The sequence below is a fragment of the Burkholderia cepacia GG4 genome (genome assembly GCF_000292915.1).
Lineage (GTDB): Bacteria > Pseudomonadota > Gammaproteobacteria > Burkholderiales > Burkholderiaceae > Burkholderia > Burkholderia cepacia_D.
Map to the genome: position 1 here is coordinate 2,384,404 of NC_018514.1, position 23,739 is coordinate 2,408,142.

At 65.6% G+C, this 23,739-nt stretch carries 19 protein-coding genes and 1 pseudogene; 6 read left to right on the plus strand and 14 right to left on the minus strand.

Annotated elements, in window-relative coordinates:
* Positions 1 to 171: 171 nt before the first annotated feature.
* Complete coding sequence (locus tag GEM_RS26355) at positions 172 to 1,155, minus strand: aldo/keto reductase (RefSeq protein WP_014900473.1); 984 nt, start codon at positions 1,153 to 1,155, stop codon at positions 172 to 174.
* A 119-nt stretch (positions 1,156 to 1,274) separates the two neighbouring features.
* On the opposite strand from GEM_RS26355, the gene GEM_RS26360 reads away from it, so the two are divergent.
* Positions 1,275 to 2,192, plus strand: coding sequence for a LysR family transcriptional regulator (locus GEM_RS26360; protein ID WP_014900474.1), 918 nt, complete (start codon positions 1,275 to 1,277; stop codon positions 2,190 to 2,192).
* A gap of 205 nt (positions 2,193 to 2,397) precedes the next feature.
* Here the strand turns inward: GEM_RS26360 and GEM_RS26365 are convergent, their stop codons facing one another.
* The 3 genes from GEM_RS26365 to GEM_RS26370 form a co-directional block, all read right to left on the minus strand.
* A complete protein-coding gene (locus GEM_RS26365) occupies positions 2,398 to 2,847 on the minus strand; it encodes a hypothetical protein (protein WP_014900475.1) in 450 nt (149 codons plus the stop codon).
* Positions 2,848 to 2,996: 149 nt separating this feature from the next.
* Complete coding sequence (locus GEM_RS30615) at positions 2,997 to 3,203, minus strand: hypothetical protein (RefSeq protein ID WP_014900476.1); 207 nt, start codon at positions 3,201 to 3,203, stop codon at positions 2,997 to 2,999.
* A gap of 38 nt (positions 3,204 to 3,241) precedes the next feature.
* A complete protein-coding gene (locus tag GEM_RS26370) occupies positions 3,242 to 3,490 on the minus strand; it encodes a hypothetical protein (RefSeq protein ID WP_014900477.1) in 249 nt (82 codons plus the stop codon).
* A 411-nt stretch (positions 3,491 to 3,901) separates the two neighbouring features.
* Between GEM_RS26370 and GEM_RS26375 the strand changes: the two genes are divergently transcribed.
* Positions 3,902 to 4,555: a TetR/AcrR family transcriptional regulator gene (locus GEM_RS26375; RefSeq protein ID WP_014900478.1), complete on the plus strand. Its 654-nt coding sequence runs from the start codon at positions 3,902 to 3,904 to the stop codon at positions 4,553 to 4,555.
* A 420-nt stretch (positions 4,556 to 4,975) separates the two neighbouring features.
* On the opposite strand, the gene poxB is transcribed toward GEM_RS26375, so the two are convergent.
* Together poxB and GEM_RS26385 are read right to left on the minus strand one after the other, a co-directional pair.
* Entirely contained in the window at positions 4,976 to 6,697 is a 1,722-nt protein-coding gene (poxB, locus tag GEM_RS26380) for a ubiquinone-dependent pyruvate dehydrogenase (RefSeq protein ID WP_014900479.1), read from the minus strand.
* A 217-nt stretch (positions 6,698 to 6,914) separates the two neighbouring features.
* Positions 6,915 to 7,442, minus strand: coding sequence for an Lrp/AsnC family transcriptional regulator (locus GEM_RS26385; protein WP_014900480.1), 528 nt, complete (start codon positions 7,440 to 7,442; stop codon positions 6,915 to 6,917).
* A gap of 164 nt (positions 7,443 to 7,606) precedes the next feature.
* Here GEM_RS26385 and mdeB point away from each other — a divergent pair, with 164 nt between their 5' ends.
* A complete protein-coding gene (mdeB, locus tag GEM_RS26390; RefSeq protein ID WP_014900481.1) occupies positions 7,607 to 10,333 on the plus strand; it encodes an alpha-ketoglutarate dehydrogenase in 2,727 nt (908 codons plus the stop codon).
* Positions 10,334 to 10,393: 60 nt separating this feature from the next.
* Here the strand turns inward: mdeB and GEM_RS26395 are convergent, their stop codons facing one another.
* From GEM_RS26395 to GEM_RS26405, 3 genes are all read right to left on the minus strand, one after another.
* Positions 10,394 to 10,867, minus strand: coding sequence for an RES family NAD+ phosphorylase (locus tag GEM_RS26395; RefSeq protein WP_014900482.1), 474 nt, complete (start codon positions 10,865 to 10,867; stop codon positions 10,394 to 10,396).
* Entirely contained in the window at positions 10,864 to 11,367 is a 504-nt protein-coding gene (locus tag GEM_RS26400; RefSeq protein WP_014900483.1) for an antitoxin Xre/MbcA/ParS toxin-binding domain-containing protein, read from the minus strand. The genes GEM_RS26395 and GEM_RS26400 overlap by 4 nt, the downstream gene beginning before the upstream one ends.
* Positions 11,368 to 11,477: 110 nt before the next feature.
* The gene (locus tag GEM_RS26405) at positions 11,478 to 11,978 is read right to left on the minus strand and encodes an Lrp/AsnC family transcriptional regulator (RefSeq protein ID WP_014900484.1); all 501 of its coding nucleotides are present in this window, start codon (positions 11,976 to 11,978) and stop codon (positions 11,478 to 11,480) included.
* A gap of 191 nt (positions 11,979 to 12,169) precedes the next feature.
* Between GEM_RS26405 and GEM_RS26410 the strand changes: the two genes are divergently transcribed.
* Complete coding sequence (locus GEM_RS26410; RefSeq protein WP_014900485.1) at positions 12,170 to 13,186, plus strand: 1-aminocyclopropane-1-carboxylate deaminase; 1,017 nt, start codon at positions 12,170 to 12,172, stop codon at positions 13,184 to 13,186.
* Between the two features lie 235 nt (positions 13,187 to 13,421).
* Here the strand turns inward: GEM_RS26410 and GEM_RS26415 are convergent, their stop codons facing one another.
* The 5 genes and pseudogenes from GEM_RS26415 to GEM_RS26435 form a co-directional block, all read right to left on the minus strand.
* Positions 13,422 to 16,430 (minus strand): hybrid sensor histidine kinase/response regulator, encoded by a 3,009-nt coding sequence (locus tag GEM_RS26415; RefSeq protein ID WP_014900486.1) that lies wholly within the window; start codon positions 16,428 to 16,430, stop codon positions 13,422 to 13,424.
* 81 nt (positions 16,431 to 16,511) lie between these two features.
* Positions 16,512 to 17,171, minus strand: a complete 660-nt coding sequence (locus GEM_RS26420) for a response regulator (protein ID WP_014900487.1) — start codon at positions 17,169 to 17,171, stop codon at positions 16,512 to 16,514.
* A gap of 341 nt (positions 17,172 to 17,512) precedes the next feature.
* Positions 17,513 to 17,701, minus strand: coding sequence for a hypothetical protein (locus GEM_RS26425; RefSeq protein WP_014900488.1), 189 nt, complete (start codon positions 17,699 to 17,701; stop codon positions 17,513 to 17,515).
* A gap of 120 nt (positions 17,702 to 17,821) precedes the next feature.
* On the minus strand, positions 17,822 to 20,905 hold the full coding sequence (locus GEM_RS26430; protein WP_041490841.1) for an ATP-binding protein: 3,084 nt from the start codon (positions 20,903 to 20,905) through the stop codon (positions 17,822 to 17,824).
* A 464-nt stretch (positions 20,906 to 21,369) separates the two neighbouring features.
* Positions 21,370 to 21,958: pseudogene (locus tag GEM_RS26435) on the minus strand (tetratricopeptide repeat protein).
* A gap of 352 nt (positions 21,959 to 22,310) precedes the next feature.
* Here GEM_RS26435 and GEM_RS26440 point away from each other — a divergent pair.
* Together GEM_RS26440 and GEM_RS26445 are read left to right on the plus strand one after the other, a co-directional pair.
* Complete coding sequence (locus tag GEM_RS26440) at positions 22,311 to 23,186, plus strand: response regulator (RefSeq protein ID WP_014900491.1); 876 nt, start codon at positions 22,311 to 22,313, stop codon at positions 23,184 to 23,186.
* 49 nt (positions 23,187 to 23,235) lie between these two features.
* Complete coding sequence (locus GEM_RS26445; RefSeq protein ID WP_014900492.1) at positions 23,236 to 23,736, plus strand: molybdopterin-dependent oxidoreductase; 501 nt, start codon at positions 23,236 to 23,238, stop codon at positions 23,734 to 23,736.
* Positions 23,737 to 23,739 lie beyond the last annotated feature (3 nt).

Consider the following 23,739-nt stretch of genomic DNA (forward strand, 5'->3'; position numbering starts at 1 on the left):
GCTACGGCGACACGGGGCTTTTGCATGCGTATCCTCCTGGACGAATCGGTCCGCCGCAGGAAGAGCGACGATCAAATCGATTCTAGGAAACGCAAACTTAAGGCGACGTGAAGATTGTCCCTAGTATCCCGCGTCGCGCCGCTGTGCGTCCAGGCCGCCGCCGGCCCCCGATCAGCGATCGATGCGCTGCTGGAAGTGCGCCGGATAACGCTCGCCGACGATCCGGATCTGCTGCAGCGCCGTCTCGATCGCGGCGAGATCGTCGGCCGTCAGCACGACGGCGGCCGCCCCCACGTTCTCGTCGAGCCGATGCAGCTTGGTCGTGCCCGGAATCGGCACGATCCACGGCTTGCGGGCCAGCAGCCACGCCAGCGCGATCTGTGCGCGCGTCGCGCCCTTGTCGGTCGCGATCCGGCCGAGCAGATCGACGAGGCCCGCGTTGGCCGCGCGGTTTTCCTCTGAGAAACGCGGCACGACATTGCGGAAATCGTTCTCGGCGAATGTCGTGTTCGCGTCGATCGCGCCGGTCAGGAAGCCTTTCCCGAGCGGGCTGAACGGCACGAAGCCGATGCCGAGTTCCTCGAGCGTCGGCAGGATCCGCGCCTCCGGCTCGCGCCACCACAGCGAGTACTCGCTCTGCAGCGCGGCGACCGGCTGCACCGCGTGCGCGCGGCGAATCGTCTGCTCACCGGCTTCCGACAGGCCGAAGTGCGCGACCTTGCCTTCGCCGATGAGGTCCTTGACCGTGCCGGCCACGTCCTCGATCGGCACGTTCGGATCGACGCGATGCTGGTAGAACAAATCGATGCGATCGACCTTCAGCCGCTTGAGCGCCGCGTCGGCCACTTCGCGGATATGCGACGGCCGGCTGTCGACGCCCTTCATCGCCTCGCCGTTTTCGAAACCGAACTTGGTGGCGATCACCACCTGGTCGCGAAACGGTGCGACCGCCTCGCCGACCAGTTCCTCGTTGACGAACGGGCCGTACGCTTCGGCCGTATCGAAGAAGGTGACGCCGCGCTCGAAGGCGGCGCGAATCAGCGCGATGCCGCTCGCCTTGTCGGTGGCCGGGCCGTAGCCGTAGCTCAATCCCATGCAGCCAAGCCCGATTGCCGAGACTTCGAGGCCGCTCTTTCCGAGTTTGCGTGTTTGCATGAAGCTCTCCTGCTGAAGATGGATGACGATCGACGGATGCCGTGGAAGCCAGTGTAGGTTGATGGATTCCCCTCAACAATCCGCGTACCATTTCATGCGTTATTGAGGAAATTTCATCAATGCTACGCACCGGCCTCGGCGAACTGACGACCTTCATCACGATCGCGGAGCAGCGCAGCTTCAGCGGCGCGGCCCGCCTCCTCGGCGTGTCGCCGTCGGCGCTGAGCCATGCGATCCGTCATCTCGAGGCGCGGCTCGGCGTGCGGCTGTTCAACCGGACGACGCGTTCCGTCGCGCTGACGGAGGCCGGCGAACAGTTGCTGCTGCGCGTGCGGCCCGCGGTGGCCGATCTCGAGGATGCGATGAACGACGCCGCGACGGCCCGCAACCGGCCGTCCGGCCAGATCCGGATCAGCGCGTCGGAAGCGGCATCGCGCCCGCTGATCCTGCAGGTGCTGCCGGCCTTCGCCGCGCGCTATCCGGACATTCACGTCGAATTCGTCGTCGATTCACGGCTGATCGACATCGTCGAGCACGGCTTCGACGCCGGCATCCGCGTACACGAAGACGTCCCGCGCGACATGATCGCCGTGCGCTTCGGTGCGCCGGTGCGCTTCATCGCGGTGGCGTCGCCCGGCTACCTGTCGCGGCACGCGACGCCCGAGAGCCCGCAGGACCTCACGCGGCACGCGTGCATCCGCTACCGCTTCGAAAGCGGCACGCTGTATCGCTGGGACCTGATGCGCGACGGCAAGCGCATGACCGTCGACGTCGACGGGCCGCTGACGCTCGGCAACCAGAACCTGATGGTCGACGCCGCGCTCGCCGGCATCGGGATCGCCTGGATCATCGAATCGCGCGTCGCCGAGCACGTGGCCGCCGGACGACTCGTGCGCGTGCTGCCGGCGTGGGGCCAGGACTTCGGCGCCCTGTGCCTCTACTACCCGGCGAACCGGCATCCGCCGGCCGCGCTGCGGCTGTTCGTGGAAGCCGTGCGCGAGTGGACGGCAGCCGGAGGCGACGCGTTGCCCGGATGACGGATCGCGAGCGCGGCCAGGAACGGCGACGGACGGCCGCGCCCTGCGCAAGCGCCGTTAGTTGCCTGTCCAGCCCGGCCTTCACATCCGGTTGGGGATAACGGACACGCCCGAGTAGGTTCGACGCCTGCCGCCTTCCGCCAAAAGGCGTTCAAGCGAGACCGACCTTCGAAATGACGTGTCGAAAGTCGGCGACGCTTGCGCGTCACGATCCGCCGCAGAAAATGGCCGTCAGCAAGAGGGGGACGACCTGGTGAATGACCGCGCTGCTGCCTGCCTGGCGCGCTTGTGCTTCGACTGAATCGGCGGCGCCGATTACGACCGCGCCATACGCCGAGTCCGTAATGGGCTGGCCCTCTCCGCGTTTGAACAGTGCATCACCGCGCTCATACCCGAGGACGGCATAGACGCGAAATCCAAATGCCGTCAAGTTGCTACCGTGCACCGGTCGAAATGCGTTGACTGAGTTCGCTTCGACGCGCATCGGTTTCGGATCGATATACCGATCCTTTAGCAGCGGGGCGATGAACGCATGTGCGTTCGAGCGACAGTCGAGTTGCGGATCGAGTTCGTAGGCGTAGGACGAGATCGGCAGCAAGGCGGAGGCGAGCGCGGCAAGCATCGCTGCCCAGGCATGGATTGCAGAAACCTTCATCAGCCTCTCCGCTATATCGAGCGTGTTCCCCAGTGTGGATGAACACCATCCGGCACCAGCATGCCATGTCCCCGTTCCAGTTGCATGGCAAGCGCAAGATGAGTATTCCGGGTCCGAACGAGGACTTCCTTGGCACGCTGGCCAATCATTCAGGATGGCGAAGACTCCGCGCATAATTCGTTCCTGACTCGAGGCTCATCGGCCCCGTCGGCATTCGCCAATGCCGATTCCATTGCCTGCACGAAACGCTGAAATGCATCCAGGGTTCCATGGACACTTCGGTACTCGGTGCGACCGATTTTGCCATCAAGGACAACCAGCATGCCGGCATCCGCCGCCAATTTCAGGATGTTCATTGCGCCCTCCGCAGGTTGCCTGACTATCGACCCATCACTCACGCCGCAAGCAGGTAAGCACGCATCGCCGGCGTGCTCGCCTTTGCCGGGAACACGTTCCACGTGCCGTCTTCGTGCCGGAAAAAGACGATGGTCAACCCTCCGTCCGCCTGCACCGCGCCGATGCGTACGTAGCGCCTTCGATCCGTTCGTGTACGACTGAATTCCATCACGCGTACCGTCGCCACCGCAGACAGGCCAAACCACTTGCCAACCAGCGTTCGCAAGCACTTCTCGCCGGAACCCATCTCGCTCTCCCCTGACTGCCGCGCAACCATCATGCCTCGCCACGTCGTGGCCCGAACAATTCGTCGGTCACCCTACCGTCAAATATAGGTTAGATAACCTATATGTAAACCTGAAAATCCCGGTGCCCGGGTAAACGATGTCGACCTCGACAGCCTTTATCCATAGGATGTTTGGTGTGTGAGCGGCTGGGAAAAACCGGTTGCTCAACCTATACTCAAGTACGGTTGGATAACCTATTACGCCATGCGATTCCGGAAGCAGCCGGCGCACCCGCGCAGCGGCAAAGCGCGCTGTCCAGGAGATGCAGCACTGCAATGCTGATTGTTGGGCCACCGGGCAAGCGCGCCCCCACGGTCCGCTCGACTTTGCGCTGAACAGCGAAGCAGTCAGCGCCTCAGAACGGAGTGCACGTGAAAAAACTGACCCTCACTTCCGCAGCGATATTTGATCCGCAAACCACTGCACCGGTGCGGCGGCGCGGCAATCGGGAGAGCCGGGTGCCCGAGATCATCGATGTATCGATTGGCGTGCTGATTGCCGCGGGGTACGCAGGGTACACGATCAACCGCGTGGCCAACGATGCGGGCATTCGTCTGAGCACGCTGCAGCACTATTTTTCAACCCGGGAAGCGCTGTTACGCGCCACGATCGAGGAGATTGCAAGACGGTACTTCGAACGCTTTCGAGGGTTTGCCGAAAACAGGAACCGCTCCCCGCAGGCGCGGCTCGAATCGATCATCGACGACGCTTTCGCCGACTTTGTCAAACCGGGATTGTCGGCAGGCGTCATCGAAAGTTGGGGATTGGCGCAACATGAGCCATTCGCGCGCGATGTCATCGTGGACGTACAGAAGCAGTTCACGAGGCTCTTTGCACTGCTTGTCGGCGAAATCAATCCGGAACTGTCAACGGAGGAACGGGAATTGCGTGGCGCCTTGATCGTGTCCAGTTGCCAAGGCCTCGTTATTTTCCTTCGCTGGAACGAAGGCGATGCTGCGCATTTGCATGCATTCCGCAAAGCCGTCAAGGCCGTATGGAACGGTATCGGCATGGCTGGCGAATGACGTTGGCGAGAGCGTGCAAAAATCGGGAAGAATGTTTTCGTCAGGTATCCATAGCTTACGACATGATTTCCCGCTCATTTCTGTCCATCGAAAGATGCCGCCCGACGCTAGCCCGGTGCATTTGCCGTAACCGGTGCCGGTCGTCTTGAACGTCGAGATGCGACAAGGCGTGAATTCGCCATGCAAAACCGCAACCCTGACCTGCGCCATGCAGCGTGCGCCTGCATCCGGGAGAAGTGCACAACCCACCTCTGCTTTTGCCACGACTGATACCTGATGATGACCTGCGGCGGAATTCCGTGACCAATCAGGCAGTGAGTGTCGCGTCGACATTATCGGAATCCAGCCAGGCTCGACGGACCGTGGCCGGAGGTCGATAGCGAGCGGTCGCGGGCCCCTCACCCGCGCCGCCCGGCCGCCTCACCGCAGGTTGGTCCGTGCCAGCTCGACGATCTCGTCGCCCCGCCCGCTCAGGATCGCGCGCAGCATGAACAGGCTGAAGCCCTTCGCATGCGCGATCTCGATCTTCGGCGGCAGCGCCAGTTCGTATTTCGACGTGACGACGTCGACGACCGCCGGCCCGTCGTGCGCGAACGCGGTGCGCAGCGCGTGCTCGACGTCCTCCGAATGCTCGACGCGCAGGCTGAAGATGCCCGCGCCCTTCGCGATCGCCGCGAAGTCGGTCGGGCTCAGGTCGACGTTCGTGTCGAGATAGCCGGCCGCCTTCAGCTCCATCGACACGAAGCCGAGCAGGCTGTTGTTGTACACGACGATCTTGATCGGCAGGTTGAGCTGGCGTGCGGTCAACAGATCGCCGAGCAGCATCGACAACCCGCCGTCGCCGGACAGCGACACGACCTGCCGCCCCGGATGCGCGCCCTGCGCGCCGAGCGCCTGCGGCATCGCGTTCGCCATCGAGCCGTGATTGAACGAACCGTGCAGCTGGCGCTTGCCGTTCATCGTCAGGTAGCGTGCGGCCCACAGCGTCGGCGTGCCGACATCGGCAGTGAAGATCGCGTCGTCGGCCGCAACTTCGTCGACGATCTTCGTCAGGTATTGCGGATGGATCGCGCGGCCCGGCGGCTCGGCCACCGCGAGATCGTCGAGGCCCTTGCGCGCGGCCGCGTAGTGCTTCAGCGCGTTCTCGAGGAAGCGCCGCTGCGTCTTGCGCGTGAGGCGAGGCAGCAGCGCCGCGATCGTTTCCTTCACGGTGCCGACGAGCCCGAGCGCGAGCGGCGCGCGATGGCCGAGCTGCGAGCCTTTCCAGTCGATCTGCGCGACCTTCGCGTTCGACGGATAGAACGGCCGGTACGGGAAATCCGTGCCGAGCATCAGCAGCGTGTCGCACGATTCCATCGCGTGATAGCCCGAGCTGAAGCCGATCAGCCCCGTCATCCCGACGTCAAACGGGTTGTCCCATTCGACGAACTGCTTGCCGCGCAGCGCATGCACGACCGGCGCGCCGAGCGTGTCGGCCAGCGCGACCACCTCGTCGTGCGCGCCCTGCGTGCCGCTGCCGCACAGCAGCGTGACCGCGTCCGACGCATTGAGCAGCGCCGCGAGCCGGTCGAGATCGGCGTCCGCCGGCAGGATCGACGGCGGCGCCGATTCGCTCCACGCAGGCAGCTCGTCCGGGCCGTCGCCGAGCGCGATGTCGCCGGGCAGCACGATCACCGCGACGCCGCGCTCTTCGATCGCGGTGCGCATCGCGCGCGCGAGCACGCGCGGGAACTGCGACGCGTTCGTCACGAGTTCGGCGAAGTGGCTGCACTCGCGGAAGAGTTCCTGCGGATGGGTTTCCTGGAAGTAGCCGAGGCCGATCTCGGTCGACGGGATGTGCGCGGCAATTGCGAGCACCGGCTGGTGATTGCGGTGGCAGTCGTACAGGCCGTTGATCAGGTGCAGGTTGCCGGGGCCGCAGCTGCCCGCGCACACCGCCAGCCGGCCGGTCGACGCGGCATCCGCGCCGGCCGCGAACGCGGCGCTTTCCTCGTGCCGCGTATGCATCCAGCGGATCGTGCCGATCTGGCTCAGGCTGAACGACAGCCCGTTCAGGCTGTCGCCCGTCACGCCCCAGATGCGCTCGATGCCCGCTGCCGCCAGCGTCTTCGCCAGGTATTCCGCCATCGTCTGTCTTGCCATGGTGCCCTCGCTCGTTGATGGGTCGTCACACGATTGATCCGGCTCCGGCGGCCGCCGCCTTCGCCGATGACGGGACGAGCATACGCGAAGGTGCGATGCGACGTCGTGAAGACCCAGGCACCTCGCGCGGAGGCGACCGGCCGCGCTGCCGTCCGTCACTTTCGGCGGTGTCGGGCAAGTGTCACCGTTTCGTCGGCAAACGGACCGGCAGGCGCGCTCAACTCCAGTCGGATGCCGCTTCGTCCGGATCGACGAGCGTCAGCCCGGCCGCCGGCAGCGGCAGGGCTGTCTTGTAGCGCACCTGCTTCAGCGCGAAGCTGGACCGGATGTTCGACACTCCGGGAATCGTCGTCAGCCGCTCGATGATGAAGCGCTCGAGCGTGCGCATGTCGGGCATCACGACGCGCAGCAGATAGTCGGCGTCGCCCGACATCAGGTAGCACTCCATCACCTCGGGCCGCTGCGAGATCGCTTCCTCGAATCGCTGCAGCGCATCCTCGACCTGCTTCTCGAGGCTGACCTGGATGAACACGTTGATCCGCAGCCCGAGCGGCTCGGGGTCGAGCAGCGTGACCTGCTGGCGGAATAGCCCGAGCTTCTCCAGCGCGCGCACGCGGTTGAAGCACGGCGTGGCCGACAGGTTCACCGCGCGCGCGAGTTCCGCGTTCGTGATCCGCGCGTTCTGCTGCAGCTGGTTCAGGATGCCGATGTCGATGCGGTCGAGCCGCCTTGGGTTGGTGCTCATGGTCGAAATATTCCGGAAGAGTGGCCACAACCGGAATATTTACACTATCTGCGCGCGAAATCCCAATGAAATCAGACGCATATTTTGCGGATCGGCGGGTAGCATGATCCGACCGATTGCCACTGATTGCGCGCCGCCTCGAACCGGCGCGCTGGAGACCTGCGATGACGGACCTGTCGAACGGTATCGATGCCACGCGGCGCGCGGGCGCAGCTCACGCCGACGCCGACCCTGAAGAAACCGCCGAATGGCTGGAGGCGCTCGACGCCGTCGTCGCGCACGTCGGCAAGGCGCGCGCGCAATACCTGCTCGGGCGGCTCGCCGCGCATGCGCACACCCGCGGGCTCGCGGCACCGCGCGGCCCCGTCACGCCGTACGTGAACACGATCGCCGCGCACGAACAGCCGCCCTACCCGGGCGACGCCGAGCTCGAGGAGCGGCTGTCCGCCGCGCTGCGCTGGAACGCGCTCGCGATGGTCGTGCGCGCGAACCGGGCATACGGCGAGCTCGGCGGCCACATCGCGAGCTATGCGTCGGCGTCCGACCTGTTCGAGGTCGGCTTCAACCATTTCTTCCGCGCGACGCCCGCCGACGCGGGCAATGAAAGCGGGGCGGGCGGCGATCTCGTGTACTTCCAGCCGCATTCTTCGCCGGGCGTCTATGCGCGCGCGTATCTCGAAGGCTTTCTCGGTGAAGACCATCTCACCCACTACCGCCGCGAAATCGCCGGGCCCGGGCTGTGTTCGTATCCGCATCCGTGGCTGATGCCGGACTTCTGGCAGTTCCCGACCGGCTCGATGGGCATCGGCCCGATCAACGCGATCTACCAGGCGCGCTTCATGCGCTACCTGCAGCATCGCGGGCTCGCGAACACCGCCGGCCGCGCCGTGTGGGGTTTCTTCGGCGACGGCGAGATGGACGAGCCCGAATCGCTCGGCGCGCTGTCGCTCGCCGCGCGCGAGGGGCTCGACAACCTCGTGTTCGTGATCAACTGCAATCTGCAGCGGCTCGACGGCCCGGTGCGCGGCAACGGCCGCGTGATCGACGAACTGGAGGCGCTGTTCGCCGGCGCCGGCTGGAACGTGATCAAGGTGTTGTGGGGTTCCGACTGGGATCCGCTGTTCGCACGCGATCACGCGGGCGCGCTCGCCCGCGCGTTCGCCGATACCGTCGACGGCCAGTTCCAGACCTTCTCCGCGAACGACGGCGCGTACAACCGCGCGCGCTTCTTCAGCCAGGACCCGGCGCTCGAGGCGCTCGCCGCGCAGCTCACCGACGCCGAAATCGACCGCCTGCGCCGCGGCGGCCACGATGCGCGCAAGCTGCACGCCGCGTATGCACGTGCGCTCGCCCATCGCGGCCAGCCGACCGTGATCCTCGCGAAGACGATGAAGGGATATGGCATGGGCACGGCCGGCCAGGGCCGGATGACGACCCACCAGCAGAAGAAGCTCGACGTCGACGACCTGAAGGCGTTCCGCGACCGCTTCCGGTTGCCGCTGTCGGACGGCGACGTCGAGCAGTTGAAGTTTTACAAGCCAGCGGAAGACAGCCCGGAAATGCGTTACCTGCATGACCGCCGGGCTGCCCTGGGAGGCTATCTGCCCAGAAGGCGGATGGCGGCATCGAAGGGGCTGACCGTCCCTTCGATGCCGGCCTGGGGTGCGTTCGCGCTGGAAGCGGCCGGCCGCGAGATGTCGACGACGATGGCGCTCGTGCGCATGCTCGCCGCGCTGATCAAGGATCGCGACCTCGGCCCGCGCGTCGTGCCGATCGTGGCCGACGAAGCGCGCACGTTCGGCATGGCGAGCCTGTTCCGGCAGGTCGGCATCTACTCGCCGCTCGGCCAGCGCTACGAACCCGAGGATCTCGGCTCGATGCTCTACTACCGCGAGGACACGCGCGGGCAGATCCTCGAGGAAGGGATTTCGGAAGCGGGCGCGGTGTCGTCGTGGATCGCCGCCGCGACGTCGTACAGCGTGCACGACCTGCCGATGCTGCCGTTCTACATCTACTACTCGATGTTCGGTTTCCAGCGCATCAGCGACCTGATCTGGGCGGCTGCCGACCAGCGCTCGCGCGGCTTCCTCGTCGGCGCGACGTCAGGGCGCACGACGCTCGGCGGCGAAGGGTTGCAGCACCAGGACGGCAGCAGCCATCTCGCGGCGTCGACGATTCCGAACTGCCGCGCATACGATCCGGCGTTCGCGTACGAAGTCGCGACGATCGTCGACGCCGGCATGCGCGAGATGGTCGAGCAGCAACGCGACGTGTTCTATTACGTGACCGTGATGAACGAGAACTACGCGCAGCCGTCGATGCCCGACGACGATCCGGCGGCGCGACGCGAGGGCATCCTGAAGGGCATGCACCGGCTGCCGTCCGCGTCGAACGCAACTTCGCGCGTGCAGTTGTTCGGCGCGGGCGCGATCCTCGGCGAAGTGCTCGCCGCGCAGCGGATGCTGCAGGACGACTGGGGGATCGATGCAGCCGTCTGGAGTGTCACTAGCTTCAGCGAACTGCAGCGCGACGGGATGGAAGCCGAACGGCTGTCGCGGCTCGGCGACGGATCGGCATCATCGTATGTCACGCGGATGCTTGAAGGAACACACGGCCCGGTGATTGCCGCGACCGACTACGTGCGTGCGGTGCCAGAGCTGATCCGCGCCTACGTGCCGCGCCGCTACGTGACGCTCGGCACCGACGGGTTCGGGCGCAGCGACACGCGTGACGCACTGCGCGCGTTCTTCGAAGTTGATCGCGCGAGCATCGTGCTCGCCGCGCTGAAGGCGCTGGCCGACGACGGGGAACTCGATGCGGCGGTGCTGCACACCGCACGCGAACGGCTCGGCAAGACCTCGCATCCAGGCGTCGCGCCATGGCAGCGCTGATCGGGCGACGCGACCGAGCACCGGCCGACGATGATTCGTCGACCGAAACAATACGTCCGACTAGCCAAACAGGCGAGGATCCAGCGCGAACGCTTCTTTGCTGATCACTTTCACACTTGAAGCAAAATCCGCATGCAGCGGGTTCAGCAGCAAGTTGAAGTCGGTCGGGCAGACGACGGACGGTACGCGCATCGCCAGCTGCTCGCCCGCTTCGAGCCAGACCTGCCCGATCCGGGCGGTCGACTCCGGATCCTGCGACAGTACCGCCCAATCGTCCGGCAGGTCCGGCTGATACGCGTGGTCATGCACGGTGTCGGGCACGTCCAGCGTCACTAAAAAAAATCCGCCAGCGGGAAGCAAACCGGACATATGGACGAGCGCCTCGAGCAACGACGTCGACGCATGGCAGCAGGTGTACAGCACCCGCATGCCGCGAGGATTCCAGCGGCCGCCAGCGATCGCCGCGCCGTTCCCGCTCAGGTCGTCGGCCAGGTAGTGCCCTTTTCGTTCTTTCGCGAGACGATACACCCTCACGCGCCGACCCCGAACTGGGCACGGTTCAGAATGTCGCGCACCCGGTCGTAGCCGGGCTGTACGTCGAGCACTTCGAGCGGCTTCAAACCGTCGAGCTCCGCGTTCGCCCGGTTCATCCACGCCGCCGCGCGTTCGCCGTCCTCAAACAGATCGGTGGCGAGACCCAGTACGTAGAGCACGCGCGCAACGCGATCGGACTCGCCATGCGACAACCGGTCGTGTTTGGCAATTTTCCGCAGAATGGTCGAGCTGGGCAGGCTCAGCGCGCTCAAGAGGGACTGAACCGGCACGCCGAGCAACTCGCGCGCGACGCGCTCGATGATGATCGCGTCGAAACCCTCCGCAATCGCGCGCCGCTGCGCCATCGGCGCCATCCGCCCAAAGGTGTCGAAATCGTCCTTGCCGGCGCCCAGACCGTTCGAGCTCCTCGCCGGCGGCGCGGCGCGGGGCGCGGCAACCCGCTTGGCAGGCTGACGGGCCGCAGGTGTGGTTGCTGCCATGGCGACTCCCAAGTGGGTTAATTCAAATTCTCATTGTATACACTCAATCGGGAATTTTCAATTGACCAAACGGGATATCCGTAAACAACGGGAATCGACGGCGCTCCGCGCTACACCGGTAGCGCATGCGTCGACAGAATCTCCTTGAGCACCATGAACGAGCGCACCTGCCGCACGCCGGGCAGGTACAGCAACTGTTCGGCATGCAAACGGTTGAAGCTCTCGTTGTCGCGCGTGCGGACCAGCATGAAGTAGTCGAATTCGCCGGTCACCACGTGGCACTCGACGCACCCTGACACCTTCTGCGCGGCCTTCTCGAATTCGGCGAACGCCTCCGGCGTCGAACGATCGAGCACGAAGCCGATCACGACCAGCATCCCGGCGCCCAGCGGCTTCGGATCGAGCAACGCGACGATGCCGCGAATCAACCCCATCTCTTTCAATCGCTCGACGCGCCGCAGACATGCCGGCGCGCTCAGCTTCACCTTCGCGGCGAGGCTCACGTTCGAGATCGACGCGTCCTGCTGCAACTGCCGCAGGATCGCGCGGTCGATGCGATCGAGCGCAGGCGTGGCATCGGCCGGCGGCGCGCCGGTGCGATCTAATTTCATTGCGTCCCCTGTCGATTTTACGAAGCAAAATTATCCATGCCTGCTTCGTGTTATCGATAACGTAGGTCTTCACTATTTATTTCGCAAGCTCATTTCGCGCGGTCCTGCCTATCATTTTTCCATCGGGACACGGCGTGTCGGCCGTGCCCGACCGATTCGAATTCCCGCCCACCGCCTCTCGGAGCTTGTCGATGAATCTGCAACGTTTCCCCCGTTATCCGCTCACGTTCGGCCCGACGCCGATCCAGCCGCTCAAGCGCCTGAGCGCGCACCTCGGCGGCAAGGTCGAGCTGTATGCGAAGCGCGAGGATTGCAACAGCGGCCTCGCGTTCGGCGGCAACAAGACGCGCAAGCTCGAATACCTCGTCCCCGACGCGCTTGCGCAAGGCGCCGACACGCTCGTGTCGATCGGCGGCGTGCAGTCGAACCAGACCCGCCAGGTCGCGGCCGTCGCCGCGCATCTCGGGATGAAGTGCGTGCTCGTGCAGGAGCACTGGGTCAACTACGAGGATCCGGTGTACGACCGCGTCGGCAACATCCAGCTGTCGCGCATGATGGGCGCCGACGTGCGGCTCGTTGCCGACGGCTTCGACATCGGCATTCGCCGCAGCTGGGAAGAAGCGATGGAGAGCGTACGGCAGGCGGGCGGCAAGCCGTATCCGATTCCGGCCGGCTGTTCCGAGCATCCGCTCGGCGGGCTCGGGTTCGTCGGCTTCGCGGAAGAAGTGCGCGAGCAGGAAGCGCAGCTTGGCTTCAAGTTCGACTACATCGTGGTCTGCTCGGTGACGGGCAGCACGCAGGCGGGGATGGTCGTCGGCTTCGCGGCCGACGGGCGCGCGGATCGCGTGATCGGCATCGACGCGTCGGCGACGCCCGAGCGCACGCACGAACAGATCACGCGCATCGCGCGGCATACGGCCGAGCTGGTCGGGCTGGGCCGCGATATCGAAGAAAAGGACGTGGTGCTCGACACACGTTATGCCGGGCCGGAATACGGGCTGCCGAACGACGGCACGCTGGACGCGATTCGCCTGTGTGCGCGGCTGGAAGGCATGCTGACCGATCCCGTCTATGAAGGGAAATCGATGCACGGGATGATCGACAAGGTGCGGCGCGGCGAATTCGAACCGGGGTCGAAGGTGTTGTATGCGCATCTCGGCGGGGTCCCGGCGTTGAGCGCATACAGCAGGATTTTTCGGGAAGGTTGAGCCCGCGCGGCAGCCGAGCGGCGAGGCAGAAGCGAAACACCGGGAAGCAGCCGACCTCCGAGCGCGGCGTCCCGCTCGCCACGTCGCTGAAGTCCTGCGGGCGGCTCATCGTCCCTCTGACTTTCAACGGTGCAACGCTGACTCCACACGCGACGTCAGCGGTCATGTCGATGACCACCGACGCCGATACGAGGATCGATCCATTCGGCCGTTGCAATACCTGCGTGAGCTGCCGTCAGGCACCGTGATACCCCAACCGCTCGAGCGCCTGCTCGACGTGCTCCCGGCAGTCGGGCCAGCCCGCCTCGAGCGCGCGCCGATCGCCGGCATGCACGGTCTGCTCCATCGCCGCGCACGCGTCGCTCGCGTCGCCGTCGCCCGCCAGCGCGAAACCGCCGCGCATCGAGTGCAACTCGATCCTGACGGACTCGATGTCGCCGTGCGCAAGCGCACGATCGATCACGGCCAGCGAATGCAGCGTCGCCGTTCGTAGCTTGTCGCGCATCTCGTCCGTCATGACCGGCGCGGCACTTGCCGCCACCGGGTTCGATCCCGCTGTCGGCTCGCGTTGGCCATGCCGGCGCAGCACTGCGTCGAGCGCCGCGATCGACAGCGGCTTGAGCACCACCTCCACGGCGCCCGCCTCCGCGCACCGTCGCCGGTCCTCGTCGGTCGCATGCGCGGTCATCGCGATCACCGGCACCGTCGCACCCTGCTCGCGCAGGAAATTGGCGAGCGCGAAGCCGTCGAGGTCCGGCATGCCGAGATCGGTCAGCACCACGTCGAACGACTGCGCGAAGTAGGCGCGCATTGCCTCCATGCCGTTCTTGACGATCGTCGCATCGTAGTGCAGCGCATCGAGCTGATCGCGCAGCAACGCACGGCTCGCGGGGTGATCTTCCGCAACGAGCACGCGTAGCGGCGCGCCGTCATCCGCCTGCATCGGCAGCGCGAGAGCCGCTGCCGGTGCGTCGTCGAGCGCGGCACGCCACCCGGACGGCGCCGCCGCAAGCGGCAGCGACGCGACGAACGTTGTGCCCGCTCCGGGCCGGCTGTCGACCGTCAGCGCACCGCCCATCAAGCGCGCGAGACGGCCGCAGAGCGGCAACCCCAGCCCGGTGCCGCCGAACCGCCGGTAGATCGACGAATCCGTCTGCACGTATACGTCGAACAGCGTCGGAAGCGCTTCCGGCGGAATGCCGATCCCGGTGTCGCGCACGGAGATGTCGACGCCGTGCGCATTACCGAAAGCGGCAGCCGGACGCACGTCGATCGTCACGCTGCCGCGCTCGGTGAACTTGATCGCGTTGCTGACGAGGTTCGAGACGATCTGGCGCAGGCGGGTCGGATCGCCGACGTACCCATCGGCCAGTTCCGATGCAATCCGGCAGTCGAGCACGAGCTCCTTCGCATCGACGAGCGGGCGAAAGATCGCCGCGACATCGCGCACCAGCGCGCGCAGATCGAACGGAATGGCCTCGAGCACCATCTGGTTGGACTCGACCTTCGACAGGTCGAGCACGTCGCTGATCGTGCGCAGCAACGCGTCAGACGACGTCATCACCGTCCTCAACCGTCGCCGCTCGTCGGTCGGCAACGGCGCGCGCTCCATCAGCTCGAGGTTGCCGACGATCGCGTTCAGCGGCGTGCGGATCTCGTGGCTCATCGTCGCGAGGAACGTCGACTTCGCCTTGTTCGCATCGTCCGCGGCTTCACGCGCCTCGCGCAGCGTGTGCTCGACCCGCTTGCGTGCGGTGATGTCGGTGAGCGTGCAGAGCAGCACGTCGACACCGCGAAAACGCGTACGGACGATATGCGCGGCAAGATAGGCGGTGCCACCACCGACGAGGTCGACCGACAACTCGTGCGTGACGACGCGTGGCGCCCGCCCGCCCGCGATACTGCCTTGATAGGCCTGCCAGATACGCTTGCCGAGCGGCGGCGCCGTTCCGGTATCGCCGTAGGCCAGTGCGGCCTCGTTGCGCACCATCGTGTCGCCATTGGCCAGCGACAGCAGCATGAGCCCGGCCGGTGCCGTGCGGATCAGCGTGCGGTTCAGCGCCTCGCTCTCGATCAGGCGGATGGCGCGACGGTTCGCGGGACGCAGCGCGCGCCGGTCGAACATCAGGATCACGAACCATACCGTTCCGATTGCGAGAACGGCAAGACCGACTGCGATACCCAGGCGGACGGCCACGTCGTCAAACAGGCTGCGCCACGACATCGTCGCGGTCAGCACCTCGCGGAACCCCGGCATCCGGTCGCCGATCACGATATTCATGCCCACCCGATGGGCCATCGCCCGTTCGCCACCGGCCGCCTGCGCAAAATCGACGGCGCGGGCAGTCAGCACGGAATCGGCATCACGGCCGATCAGGACCTGCGCGCCCGGACTCACCAGCGCATAATCCTTGCCGGCGGCCGAAGAACGGAGAAAATCGTCGATCGCAGGCCAGGTGACCACGACGAACCATGCGATCGGCTTGCCCTGCGCGTCGCGCACCGCCTGCACGAACCGCAGCACCGAGCGCCCGGCCAGCGGGTCCTCGCGCCGGTCGAGCAGAATCTTCCGGTAATCCGGTGCGGCCGCCGCCGATACGAACTCACGCGACGGTTGCAACTGCCGAACCAGTGCCTTGATGTCGAAACCGGCCGGGAGCGCCAGCATCTGCTTGACCAGCGGAGAGCCGGTCACAACGACGAAATTGCCGTCCGGATCGACCAGATATCCGCCCATTCCCGGGTCACCGGGTTGCTGCAACGGCATGATGCCGGTGACCCGGCCCTGCGCCAGCAGTCTGCAGAGCAAGGGAGCGTAGGCGCTCGCCGATTGCGACGATGAAGCAACCGCGAACGCGGCGAACGTCACACGCCCCGCCTGGCCGACGGCGACCAACCTGCCGCGATCGTCGACGAACCGCCCGAGCGTAGCGGGCGATGCAGCCGGGCCATGCCTCGCTATCATCTCGAGGTTTTCGACATAGCGATTCTGGAGTGCCCTGACCACCTCCATCTCCGCCAGCAGGCCGGCCTTGCGGACCAGGAAATCCGATCGGAACCGCACGACCGATTCCTGCAGGTCGAGTCGTGCGACCAGTGCCGTGCAGACCAGCACGAACACGGTGATCGCCACGCCGCTCCCATATAGCAGCCATTGCTGCTGACGCCGGACGCGCCCGGGCTCGAATGGCCTGCGGCCCGCGGCGGCGGTATGCGCGATCAGCGTTTTCAGTTTGGTGGGCATACGTGTCGTCGAAGTCGCATCGGCGCCGGCACGGCGTCATGCGTCGTGCGGTTCGTTGGGTACGGCCCGCCGCGTGCCCGTCTATGCATCGGTCGCGGGCGAGTCGGGCAACTGGCCCTCGCTCGCGTAGCGAATCAGATCGGCGTCGCGGACAATGCCGAGCTTCTTCATCGCGCTCGACTTCTGCGAACTGATCGTCTGCTTGCTGCGGTGCAGCTGGATGGCGATCTCGCCGACCGTCAGGCCGGCCCCGTAAAGCCGCACGACTTCGATCTCGCGAGCTGTCAGCGTGCGGACACCCGCGGACGGACGGCATTCCTCCAGCAGCTTCTTGACGAACGGAGACAGGTAATTTGCCCCGACGAACGCCGCATGAACGGCGCCGACCAGGTGCGAAATCGCATCGGACTTGCTCAGGATGCATCCGACGCCCTGCTTCTGAATCGCGAGCAGCACGCTCGGGTTGTCGATCATCGTGATCGTCACGAGGCGCAGCGCCGGGTAGCGACGCTGGAGAAACGACAGCAACGACAGGCCGTCGCCATACTTGCCGCCGGGCATCACGTAATCGACGACGAGTACGTCGCTCTGCTGATCATCGAGCATCGCCACCAGGTCGGTCGAATTGGAGACGGCACCCAGCAGCTTGATCGTGCTGCTGCCCGCGAGCGCCTGCGACATCCCGAGTGCGGCCGAAGGATGATCGTCCGCCACCATCACTCGCACAAAAAATTCATCCATCTCTGTTCTTCTCCCGATACACGCGGCCTAACGTGCCATGTTGTACGACGCGCCGTGATTCAAGTCGATCCCGCAACACGGTCGCGTTGCAACGTTCGGCGAACCGGGCGGTGCGCAGCGCAATTTTAAGATAATAGACGGGTTCTGCGTCGCGGCGACGCGATCGGGCATGGCGGCTTGCGCCCGCACCGATCCGATGCAACCGCAGCCTCGCCGGGCGACGCGCCCGGCACGGCGTTGCCGCATGAACCTGCATTGATCCGACGCCCACACGCGACCGATCGGCAGCGCCCCCGACGCTGCCGATCGGTCGCGTCCCGCAGGGCGGCCGGAGCCGCCGCCTAACGTTTGACCACGGATTTGTCGGGTTCGACCGACCCATCATCCGCGGCGTGTTGCCACTCGGTGATGATCCGCCGCTTCTGCGATGGCGACATCATCATGAATTCGTTCAGCTTCGTGAGGAAATCCCGTCTGGATTTCTCCGGTAGCGTCGCAAATCCAAGCAGCAGCCCGAACACCTTTCCCATATAGCGCACGGCCTTACCCTTCCTTCTTCAGTCGAAATCACGCGACACCGAACCGATGCGGCGTGTCTGCCTTCCCCGTTCTGACGCAGGCGATCTACGTCACCCTGACGTCGCTTTTTCTTATCGTCCCGGCCAGTGCGCCGCCGCGACCGCCATGACGCTCGACGCGGGCCGCTCGTCCGCCGCGCCAGCGTGAAACGCGATCCCGCGCCGCCGCGCGATACGTGCCAGACCGCGACGCAGGTCGGCCAGCGTCACCGGCTTGATCAGCACGCATTCGACGTTCGATGCCGCGTAACGCCGGGCGTCGTCAGGCGCGAGATGCGATGCCACGACGATCATGTCGCACGGCAGCGCGCGTGCATGGACCGTCTCCGCCAGTTCGCATGCCGACATGTCGTGCAGGTCGGCACCGAGCAGCAGCACGTCCCACGCGCCACCGGCGAGCGTGTCGAGCGCCGCGCCGCCGGACGACACGCACCGGACCACGCAGCCGAGCACGTCCAGTTGCTCGCGGAAAATCGACCCGTTGACCGACGCGTCGTCGGCAACCAGCACGCGCGGCACACGCGCGCTGGCAACCGGCACCGCCGGCCGGGCGGCATCGGCCGCGCAGCCCGGCCTGCGCGGCAATTCGACCGTGGCGACGCGGGCCTGCTCGATCGCCGTGCGCAGCCCGTTCAGCGAATAGCTCGACACGCGGATCGTGCGGCCCGCGACGTTCGGCTGCAGCGGGCCGTCCGGCGTCGCCAGCACGATCGGCGTGCCGCCGCCGAGGCTGTCGAGCTCCTCGCGCCGCCAATGGTCGGAGTCGCCGAAAAGCACGATCGCGTGTGCACGCGCGAGGCACCCTGCGGCAATCCCGATCGGACTCGGATGCATCGCGACGTCGAAACCCCATGCACGCAGATGCGGGAACGCGAACGCGCGCCACGCGTCCTCCTGCGACACGACGATCAGCGTCTGGCCGGCGCACGCAACCGCACCGACCGGGGATTTCGGCGCAATCCCCATGCACAGCGGCAGGCGCACGGTAAACAGGCTGCCGATGCCCGGCGCACTGTCGACTGCAATCGTCCCGCCCATCGCCGCAACCAGCCGATCGCAGAGCGCGAGCCCGAGCCCCGTGCCGCCGTAGCGCCGCGTGATCGACGCGTCGACCTGCGAGAACGGCTTGAACAGCCTCGCCTGTTGCGCGCGATCGATCCCGATGCCGGTATCCTCGACGCCGATCGCGAGCTCCGCTGCGCCGTGCGCATTCCGCCCGACCGACACGCGCACGACGATGCGCCCTTCGCTCGTGAACTTGATCGCGTTGCCCAACAGGTTGCCGACCACCTGCACGAGTCGCGTCGGGTCACCGCGCATCCGCTGCGCGCCGTCCGCATCGATATCGGCGAACAGCGCCAGCCCTTTCGCCTTCGCGACCGACGCGAAGGCCGCGAGCTCGCGTTCGATCACGGTGATCACGTCGAACTCGATCGACTCGACCGACATCGCGCCGGCTTCGATCTTCGAGAAATCGAGGATGTCGCTGACGATCGCGAGCAGCCCCGTGGCCGACGCGCGCAGCGTCTGTACCCGGCTCTGCTGCGATGCATCTAGCGCCGTGCGTTCGAGCAGCTCGAGATTGCCGAGAATCACGTTCAGCGGCGTGCGGATCTCGTGGCTCGTCGCGGCGAGAAACGACGACTTGGCCGCATTCGCCGAATCGGCCGCGCGCACCGCCTCCTCGAGCTGATGCACGAGCCGGCGCTGCGCGGTCGTATCGGCAAAGATCGCGATCAGCACGTCCTCGCCCTCGTAACGCGCACCCTGCGCGATGATCTCCAGATGCAGCGGCGCATCGCCGCGTGCATCGAGCACGAGCTCGGTCATCATCGCCTGGCCGGCCCCGCCATTCGCGACGAACGCATCGTACTTCTCGAGCACCTGCACGGACAGCGCGCGGTGATCGCCGCCGTGCGGCAACAGCATTTGCGTCAGCGCGTCGCTCGCGAGCATCACGCGCCGGTCGGACAGCGACACGAGGCTGATGCCGACCGGCGCCATCGCGATCACGCTGCGGCACAGCGCCTCGCTGTCGAACACGCGCGCCGAGCGTGCGTAGACCGGCGTGAGCACGCGCCGGTGGAAGCGCACGAGCAGCAGCCACATCACGACAATCGCGACGAGCGTTGCGCCCGCGAGCGCGCCGGCCTGCACGCCGATGCCGGCCGCCACGTCGGCCCACGACAGCGCATAGGCGATCGTCCAGCCGGTTGCCGCGAGCTTGCTGTCGAACACGATCACGCCGTCGCGAAAGCGCGGCTCGCCGGGCGCGTGGCCGTCCCGCGCGACGTCGAGTTTCAACAGGCGCTCGGTCAGCGCGTTGGTGCGCTCGACATCCGGATCGATCGCGATCACCCGGTTGTCCGCCGACGTGATGAAGAACACGCCGGCCGTGCCGTGCCCGGGCAGCCAGGACAACAGGTATTCCGGCGCATACTCGGTGACCAGCACCGCGAACGGCTGGCCGCCGGCGCGCGCCTCGGCGGCAATCCGGATGCGAGCCTGCCCGGTCACGGGATTGAGGTAGGGCGGCAACCAGCGGACCCGTGGCCGACCGTCATTCGACGCCGGTGCCGGGCCGTCGAAATCGACGCGCAGCGCCGCGAGGACCTGCGCGCGCGCATCGGCCGATGCGAGTGCGGGATTGTCGCGCGACAGATGCGGCACGAAGCCGAACACCCCCGTGCGCGTGCTGTAGTGATAGCCCTCGAGCGTGCGCCCACGATTGATCGAACTCGCCGCACCGATGCGCGACAGCAGGAACGACAGCGCAAGATAGCGCGAGACGTCGTCGCGCTGCGCGGTTTGCCCCGGCACGCCGACCACCAGCGACGGATACGGCTTGATCGCAAGCTGCTGGCCGTGGTCGAAGAACGCCTTCGTGACGTCGGCCGGCGCCGGGCCAAGCTCGCGCCAGATGAGTTGCGTATTCGTGACACCGTTACGGAACGATGTCTCGGCCACCTGCACCACGCCGACGGTTTCCTCGACACCGCTCAGGAAATTGCGCCGCTCGCCGTCCAGATAGCCGTAGACGATCGACGTGATCCCGAGCCCGCAGGCGATCAGAATCAGGATCGTGACGACGATGCCGCCCCCGAACATCGAGATGCTCTGGTAGCGGCGGATGGACTGAAGCGTGCTGTATGGCATGACCTGGCGTGACGGCGCCCGGGGTGCGGACCAGCGGCAGATTCCCTGCCGGGCCGGACGTCACGATGAAAACACTCGGGATAGTGGTAGCCCGATCATGCCAAACGACACTGCGAAAATCAGTCATGCATTATCTTTTTAGTACACGTACGACTTATATGATTGGGGATTTTGAACTCGAACGAGAAGTCGTCGCGAAATCGCGGCACGAGGGACCCATCCCACCGGACAAGCCGCGTTCGATTCGCGCCGGGCGTCACCATGCCGCCGCAACCGGCGACGGACGCGCAAAACCCTGCACCCAGCGCACCTTGAGTGAGACGTTGGGAAAGGATGGTCTTCATGTCGTTATCGATCGATCGAGTCGCTGTTCGGTTTATGTGTTCGTGCGAACTTCGATAAACTCCCCGGCACGGCGCGCGATGGTGGTCTCCCCGCGGCAGCCCCCGTTGCTTTCGGTCCGGTCAGTCGTACCAGTACGTCTGATGCCTGACGCCGTAGTACGGATAGCCCGAGTACCAGTAGTCGTAATAGACATCACGCCATTGCGTGCGCCATTTCCAGTCTTCCTCGTCTTCCTTCTTCGCCTTGCGCGCGAGCTCGAGCAGCTTTTTCGATTCCTTGTCGCCGCGGCTCGCCGCGATCGACAGCCACTTGTCCGCTTCGCGCGGATCGGAACCCGTCTCCTCGAGGCCGAACAGGTAGAAACTGCCGAGCGCCTTCTGCGCGTTCAGGTCGCCGCGCTCGGCGGCGTCGCGCATCCACTTCAGTGCCTGGTAGCTGTCCTGGCGCACGCCGTCGCCGCGGAAACAACGCAGGCCGAGGTCGTACGCGGCCTTCGGCTGGGTCTTCGCGGCCTGCTTCAGCGACACGATGCGCGGATCCCAACGGTCGTCCGCATCGCCCTTATTTTGATAGGAAACCTGATCTTTTTGGGTGGCCAGAACAACCTGTATCGTCGCAGATCCGCACCGTGTTGCCGGTGACGGACGGATCCCGCGCGCACGCGGCCACCAGCAACAGCAACCCCGGTGCCAGCAAACGGCGAACCATTTGCGCTTTCCCTGCGTTTTATTTGCGCCGCACTGCTTCGCGCCATCCCCCCGCGAGCACGTACCCGGCTTGCGTGCGGCGAGGCGAATACAATTCACCCACGCCGACACGCAGTCCAAGGCTCTCTCAGGCTCTCTTCGAATCGTTCAGTCACGCGCTGGCTGCCGCCTTTCGCTGGGTCGACTGCTGTCGACACCGGCCTCCAAACCTGACGCAACAAACAATAGTGACGTGGTGAGCAATAATAATGGAGAAATATGGCATGTCAAGGTGATTCGCGATTTCAAAGTTTGCATATCGCGTCACTTTTGAATATGCTCTTCGTCGCTAAAACCCAGGAGACCCCGTCGAGATGTCCAATAGCGAGCAGGCCAACGTCGATCTCATCACCGCCACCAAGGTGCGCGATCTGCTGACGCGCAACGGCATTCCGCCGCGCAGTCACAACACGACGATCGCGAACGTGCTGGGTCTCAGCTTCTCGGTCGTCACGCGCAAGATGAAAGGCCTGATCCCGTGGAACCTGTCGCAGTTGCAGGACATCGCGACGCACTTCGGCGTGCCGCCCGCGATCCTGCTCGACGACAAGGGCACGCAGCCGGCCGCCGCCGAGATGATCGACGCGACGCTCGTGATCGAGTCGCGCCGCTTCCGCTGCCGCGCCGCGATCTCGGCGAAGGCCAGCAGCCAGAGCGAAACGGATTTCGTCGCGCTGCAATGGCAAGGCGAATGGATCGTCACCGAACGCCAGCACGCGCGCGAGGGGCGCACGTATCCGGTCGACGTCGTCGAACTGCGCTCGAGCCAGCCGAACGTGTACGCGGCGCGGATCGCCGTGGTCGACGACTCGCACGACGTCGCCGAGACGGTATGTGAATATTTCATCGAAAAAGGGGTGAACGCGATCCCTTACTACGACGGCGCGTCGTTCCGCAAGGCGCTGGAAGTCGAGGATTTCGACGGCTACATCCTCGACTGGATGCTCGGCGACCAGACGGCCGCCGAGCTCGTGCGCGGCATCCGGTCGAGCGAGAACGGCGGCGCGCCGATCTTCCTGCTGACCGGCAAGATCTCGACCGGCGAAGCGAGCGAGGACGAGATCGCGCACATCGTGTCGCACTACAACGCGCGCTGCGAGGAAAAGCCCGTGCGCCTGCCGATCCTGTTCGCCGAAGTCGCGCGCGAACTGAAGGTCGCGCTGCCGGCCGTCGCCGCCGCCGCGAGTTGAGACCACGCCGACAACCGACCTGCACACGAACACGACCAAGGGGAAAGACATGCGAGTTTCAACCATCTGGATCAAGAGCCTGCTCACGGCCGGCCTGCTCGGCACGGCCGCCGCGTGCTGGGCCGCGTCGTTCACGTTTACCGTCGACGGCAAGATCGGCCGCGGCAACCAGCCCGGCAAGACGATGTTCGTCTTTTCCGAGCAGGCGCTGATGGCGCTGCCGCAGCACACGATCGTCACGTCGACGAGCTGGACGCCGAAGGCGACCTTCACCGGCCCGCGCCTGTCCGACGTGCTGAAGACCGTCGATGCGCACGGCACGCAGATCGAGTTCCGCTGCATCGACGAATATACGTTCACGATCCCGGTGTCGGATGCCGACAAGTACGGCGTGATCCTCGCGCGCACGATGAACGGCAAGGTGCTCGGCAACGACAACTACGGCCCGCTGTGGGTCATGTATCCGCGCGACCAGTATCCCGACGAACTGAAGACGCCGCTCGGCGAAGCCAAGTTCGCATGGCAGATCATCGGCCTGACGGTGAAGTAAGCA

What these genes read in the sequence shown, in the direction of transcription:
- GEM_RS26370 (WP_014900477.1), bottom strand. Translation starts at nt 3,490, where the DNA reads ATGGGTTCCGGCGAGAAGTGCTTGCGAACGCTGGTTGGCAAGTGGTTT.
- GEM_RS26430 (WP_041490841.1), bottom strand. Translation starts at nt 20,905, where the DNA reads ATGCCATACAGCACGCTTCAGTCCATCCGCCGCTACCAGAGCATCTCG.
- GEM_RS26440 (WP_014900491.1), top strand. Translation starts at nt 22,311, where the DNA reads ATGTCCAATAGCGAGCAGGCCAACGTCGATCTCATCACCGCCACCAAG.
- poxB (WP_014900479.1), bottom strand. Translation starts at nt 6,697, where the DNA reads ATGGCAAGACAGACGATGGCGGAATACCTGGCGAAGACGCTGGCGGCA.
- GEM_RS26410 (WP_014900485.1), top strand. Translation starts at nt 12,170, where the DNA reads ATGAATCTGCAACGTTTCCCCCGTTATCCGCTCACGTTCGGCCCGACG.
- GEM_RS26385 (WP_014900480.1), bottom strand. Translation starts at nt 7,442, where the DNA reads ATGAGCACCAACCCAAGGCGGCTCGACCGCATCGACATCGGCATCCTG.
- GEM_RS26365 (WP_014900475.1), bottom strand. Translation starts at nt 2,847, where the DNA reads ATGAAGGTTTCTGCAATCCATGCCTGGGCAGCGATGCTTGCCGCGCTC.
- GEM_RS26445 (WP_014900492.1), top strand. Translation starts at nt 23,236, where the DNA reads ATGCGAGTTTCAACCATCTGGATCAAGAGCCTGCTCACGGCCGGCCTG.
- GEM_RS26425 (WP_014900488.1), bottom strand. Translation starts at nt 17,701, where the DNA reads ATGGGAAAGGTGTTCGGGCTGCTGCTTGGATTTGCGACGCTACCGGAG.
- GEM_RS26405 (WP_014900484.1), bottom strand. Translation starts at nt 11,978, where the DNA reads ATGAAATTAGATCGCACCGGCGCGCCGCCGGCCGATGCCACGCCTGCG.
- GEM_RS26415 (WP_014900486.1), bottom strand. Translation starts at nt 16,430, where the DNA reads ATGCCCACCAAACTGAAAACGCTGATCGCGCATACCGCCGCCGCGGGC.
- GEM_RS26355 (WP_014900473.1), bottom strand. Translation starts at nt 1,155, where the DNA reads ATGCAAACACGCAAACTCGGAAAGAGCGGCCTCGAAGTCTCGGCAATC.
- mdeB (WP_014900481.1), top strand. Translation starts at nt 7,607, where the DNA reads ATGACGGACCTGTCGAACGGTATCGATGCCACGCGGCGCGCGGGCGCA.
- GEM_RS26420 (WP_014900487.1), bottom strand. Translation starts at nt 17,171, where the DNA reads ATGGATGAATTTTTTGTGCGAGTGATGGTGGCGGACGATCATCCTTCG.
- GEM_RS26400 (WP_014900483.1), bottom strand. Translation starts at nt 11,367, where the DNA reads ATGGCAGCAACCACACCTGCGGCCCGTCAGCCTGCCAAGCGGGTTGCC.
- GEM_RS30615 (WP_014900476.1), bottom strand. Translation starts at nt 3,203, where the DNA reads ATGAACATCCTGAAATTGGCGGCGGATGCCGGCATGCTGGTTGTCCTT.
- GEM_RS26360 (WP_014900474.1), top strand. Translation starts at nt 1,275, where the DNA reads ATGCTACGCACCGGCCTCGGCGAACTGACGACCTTCATCACGATCGCG.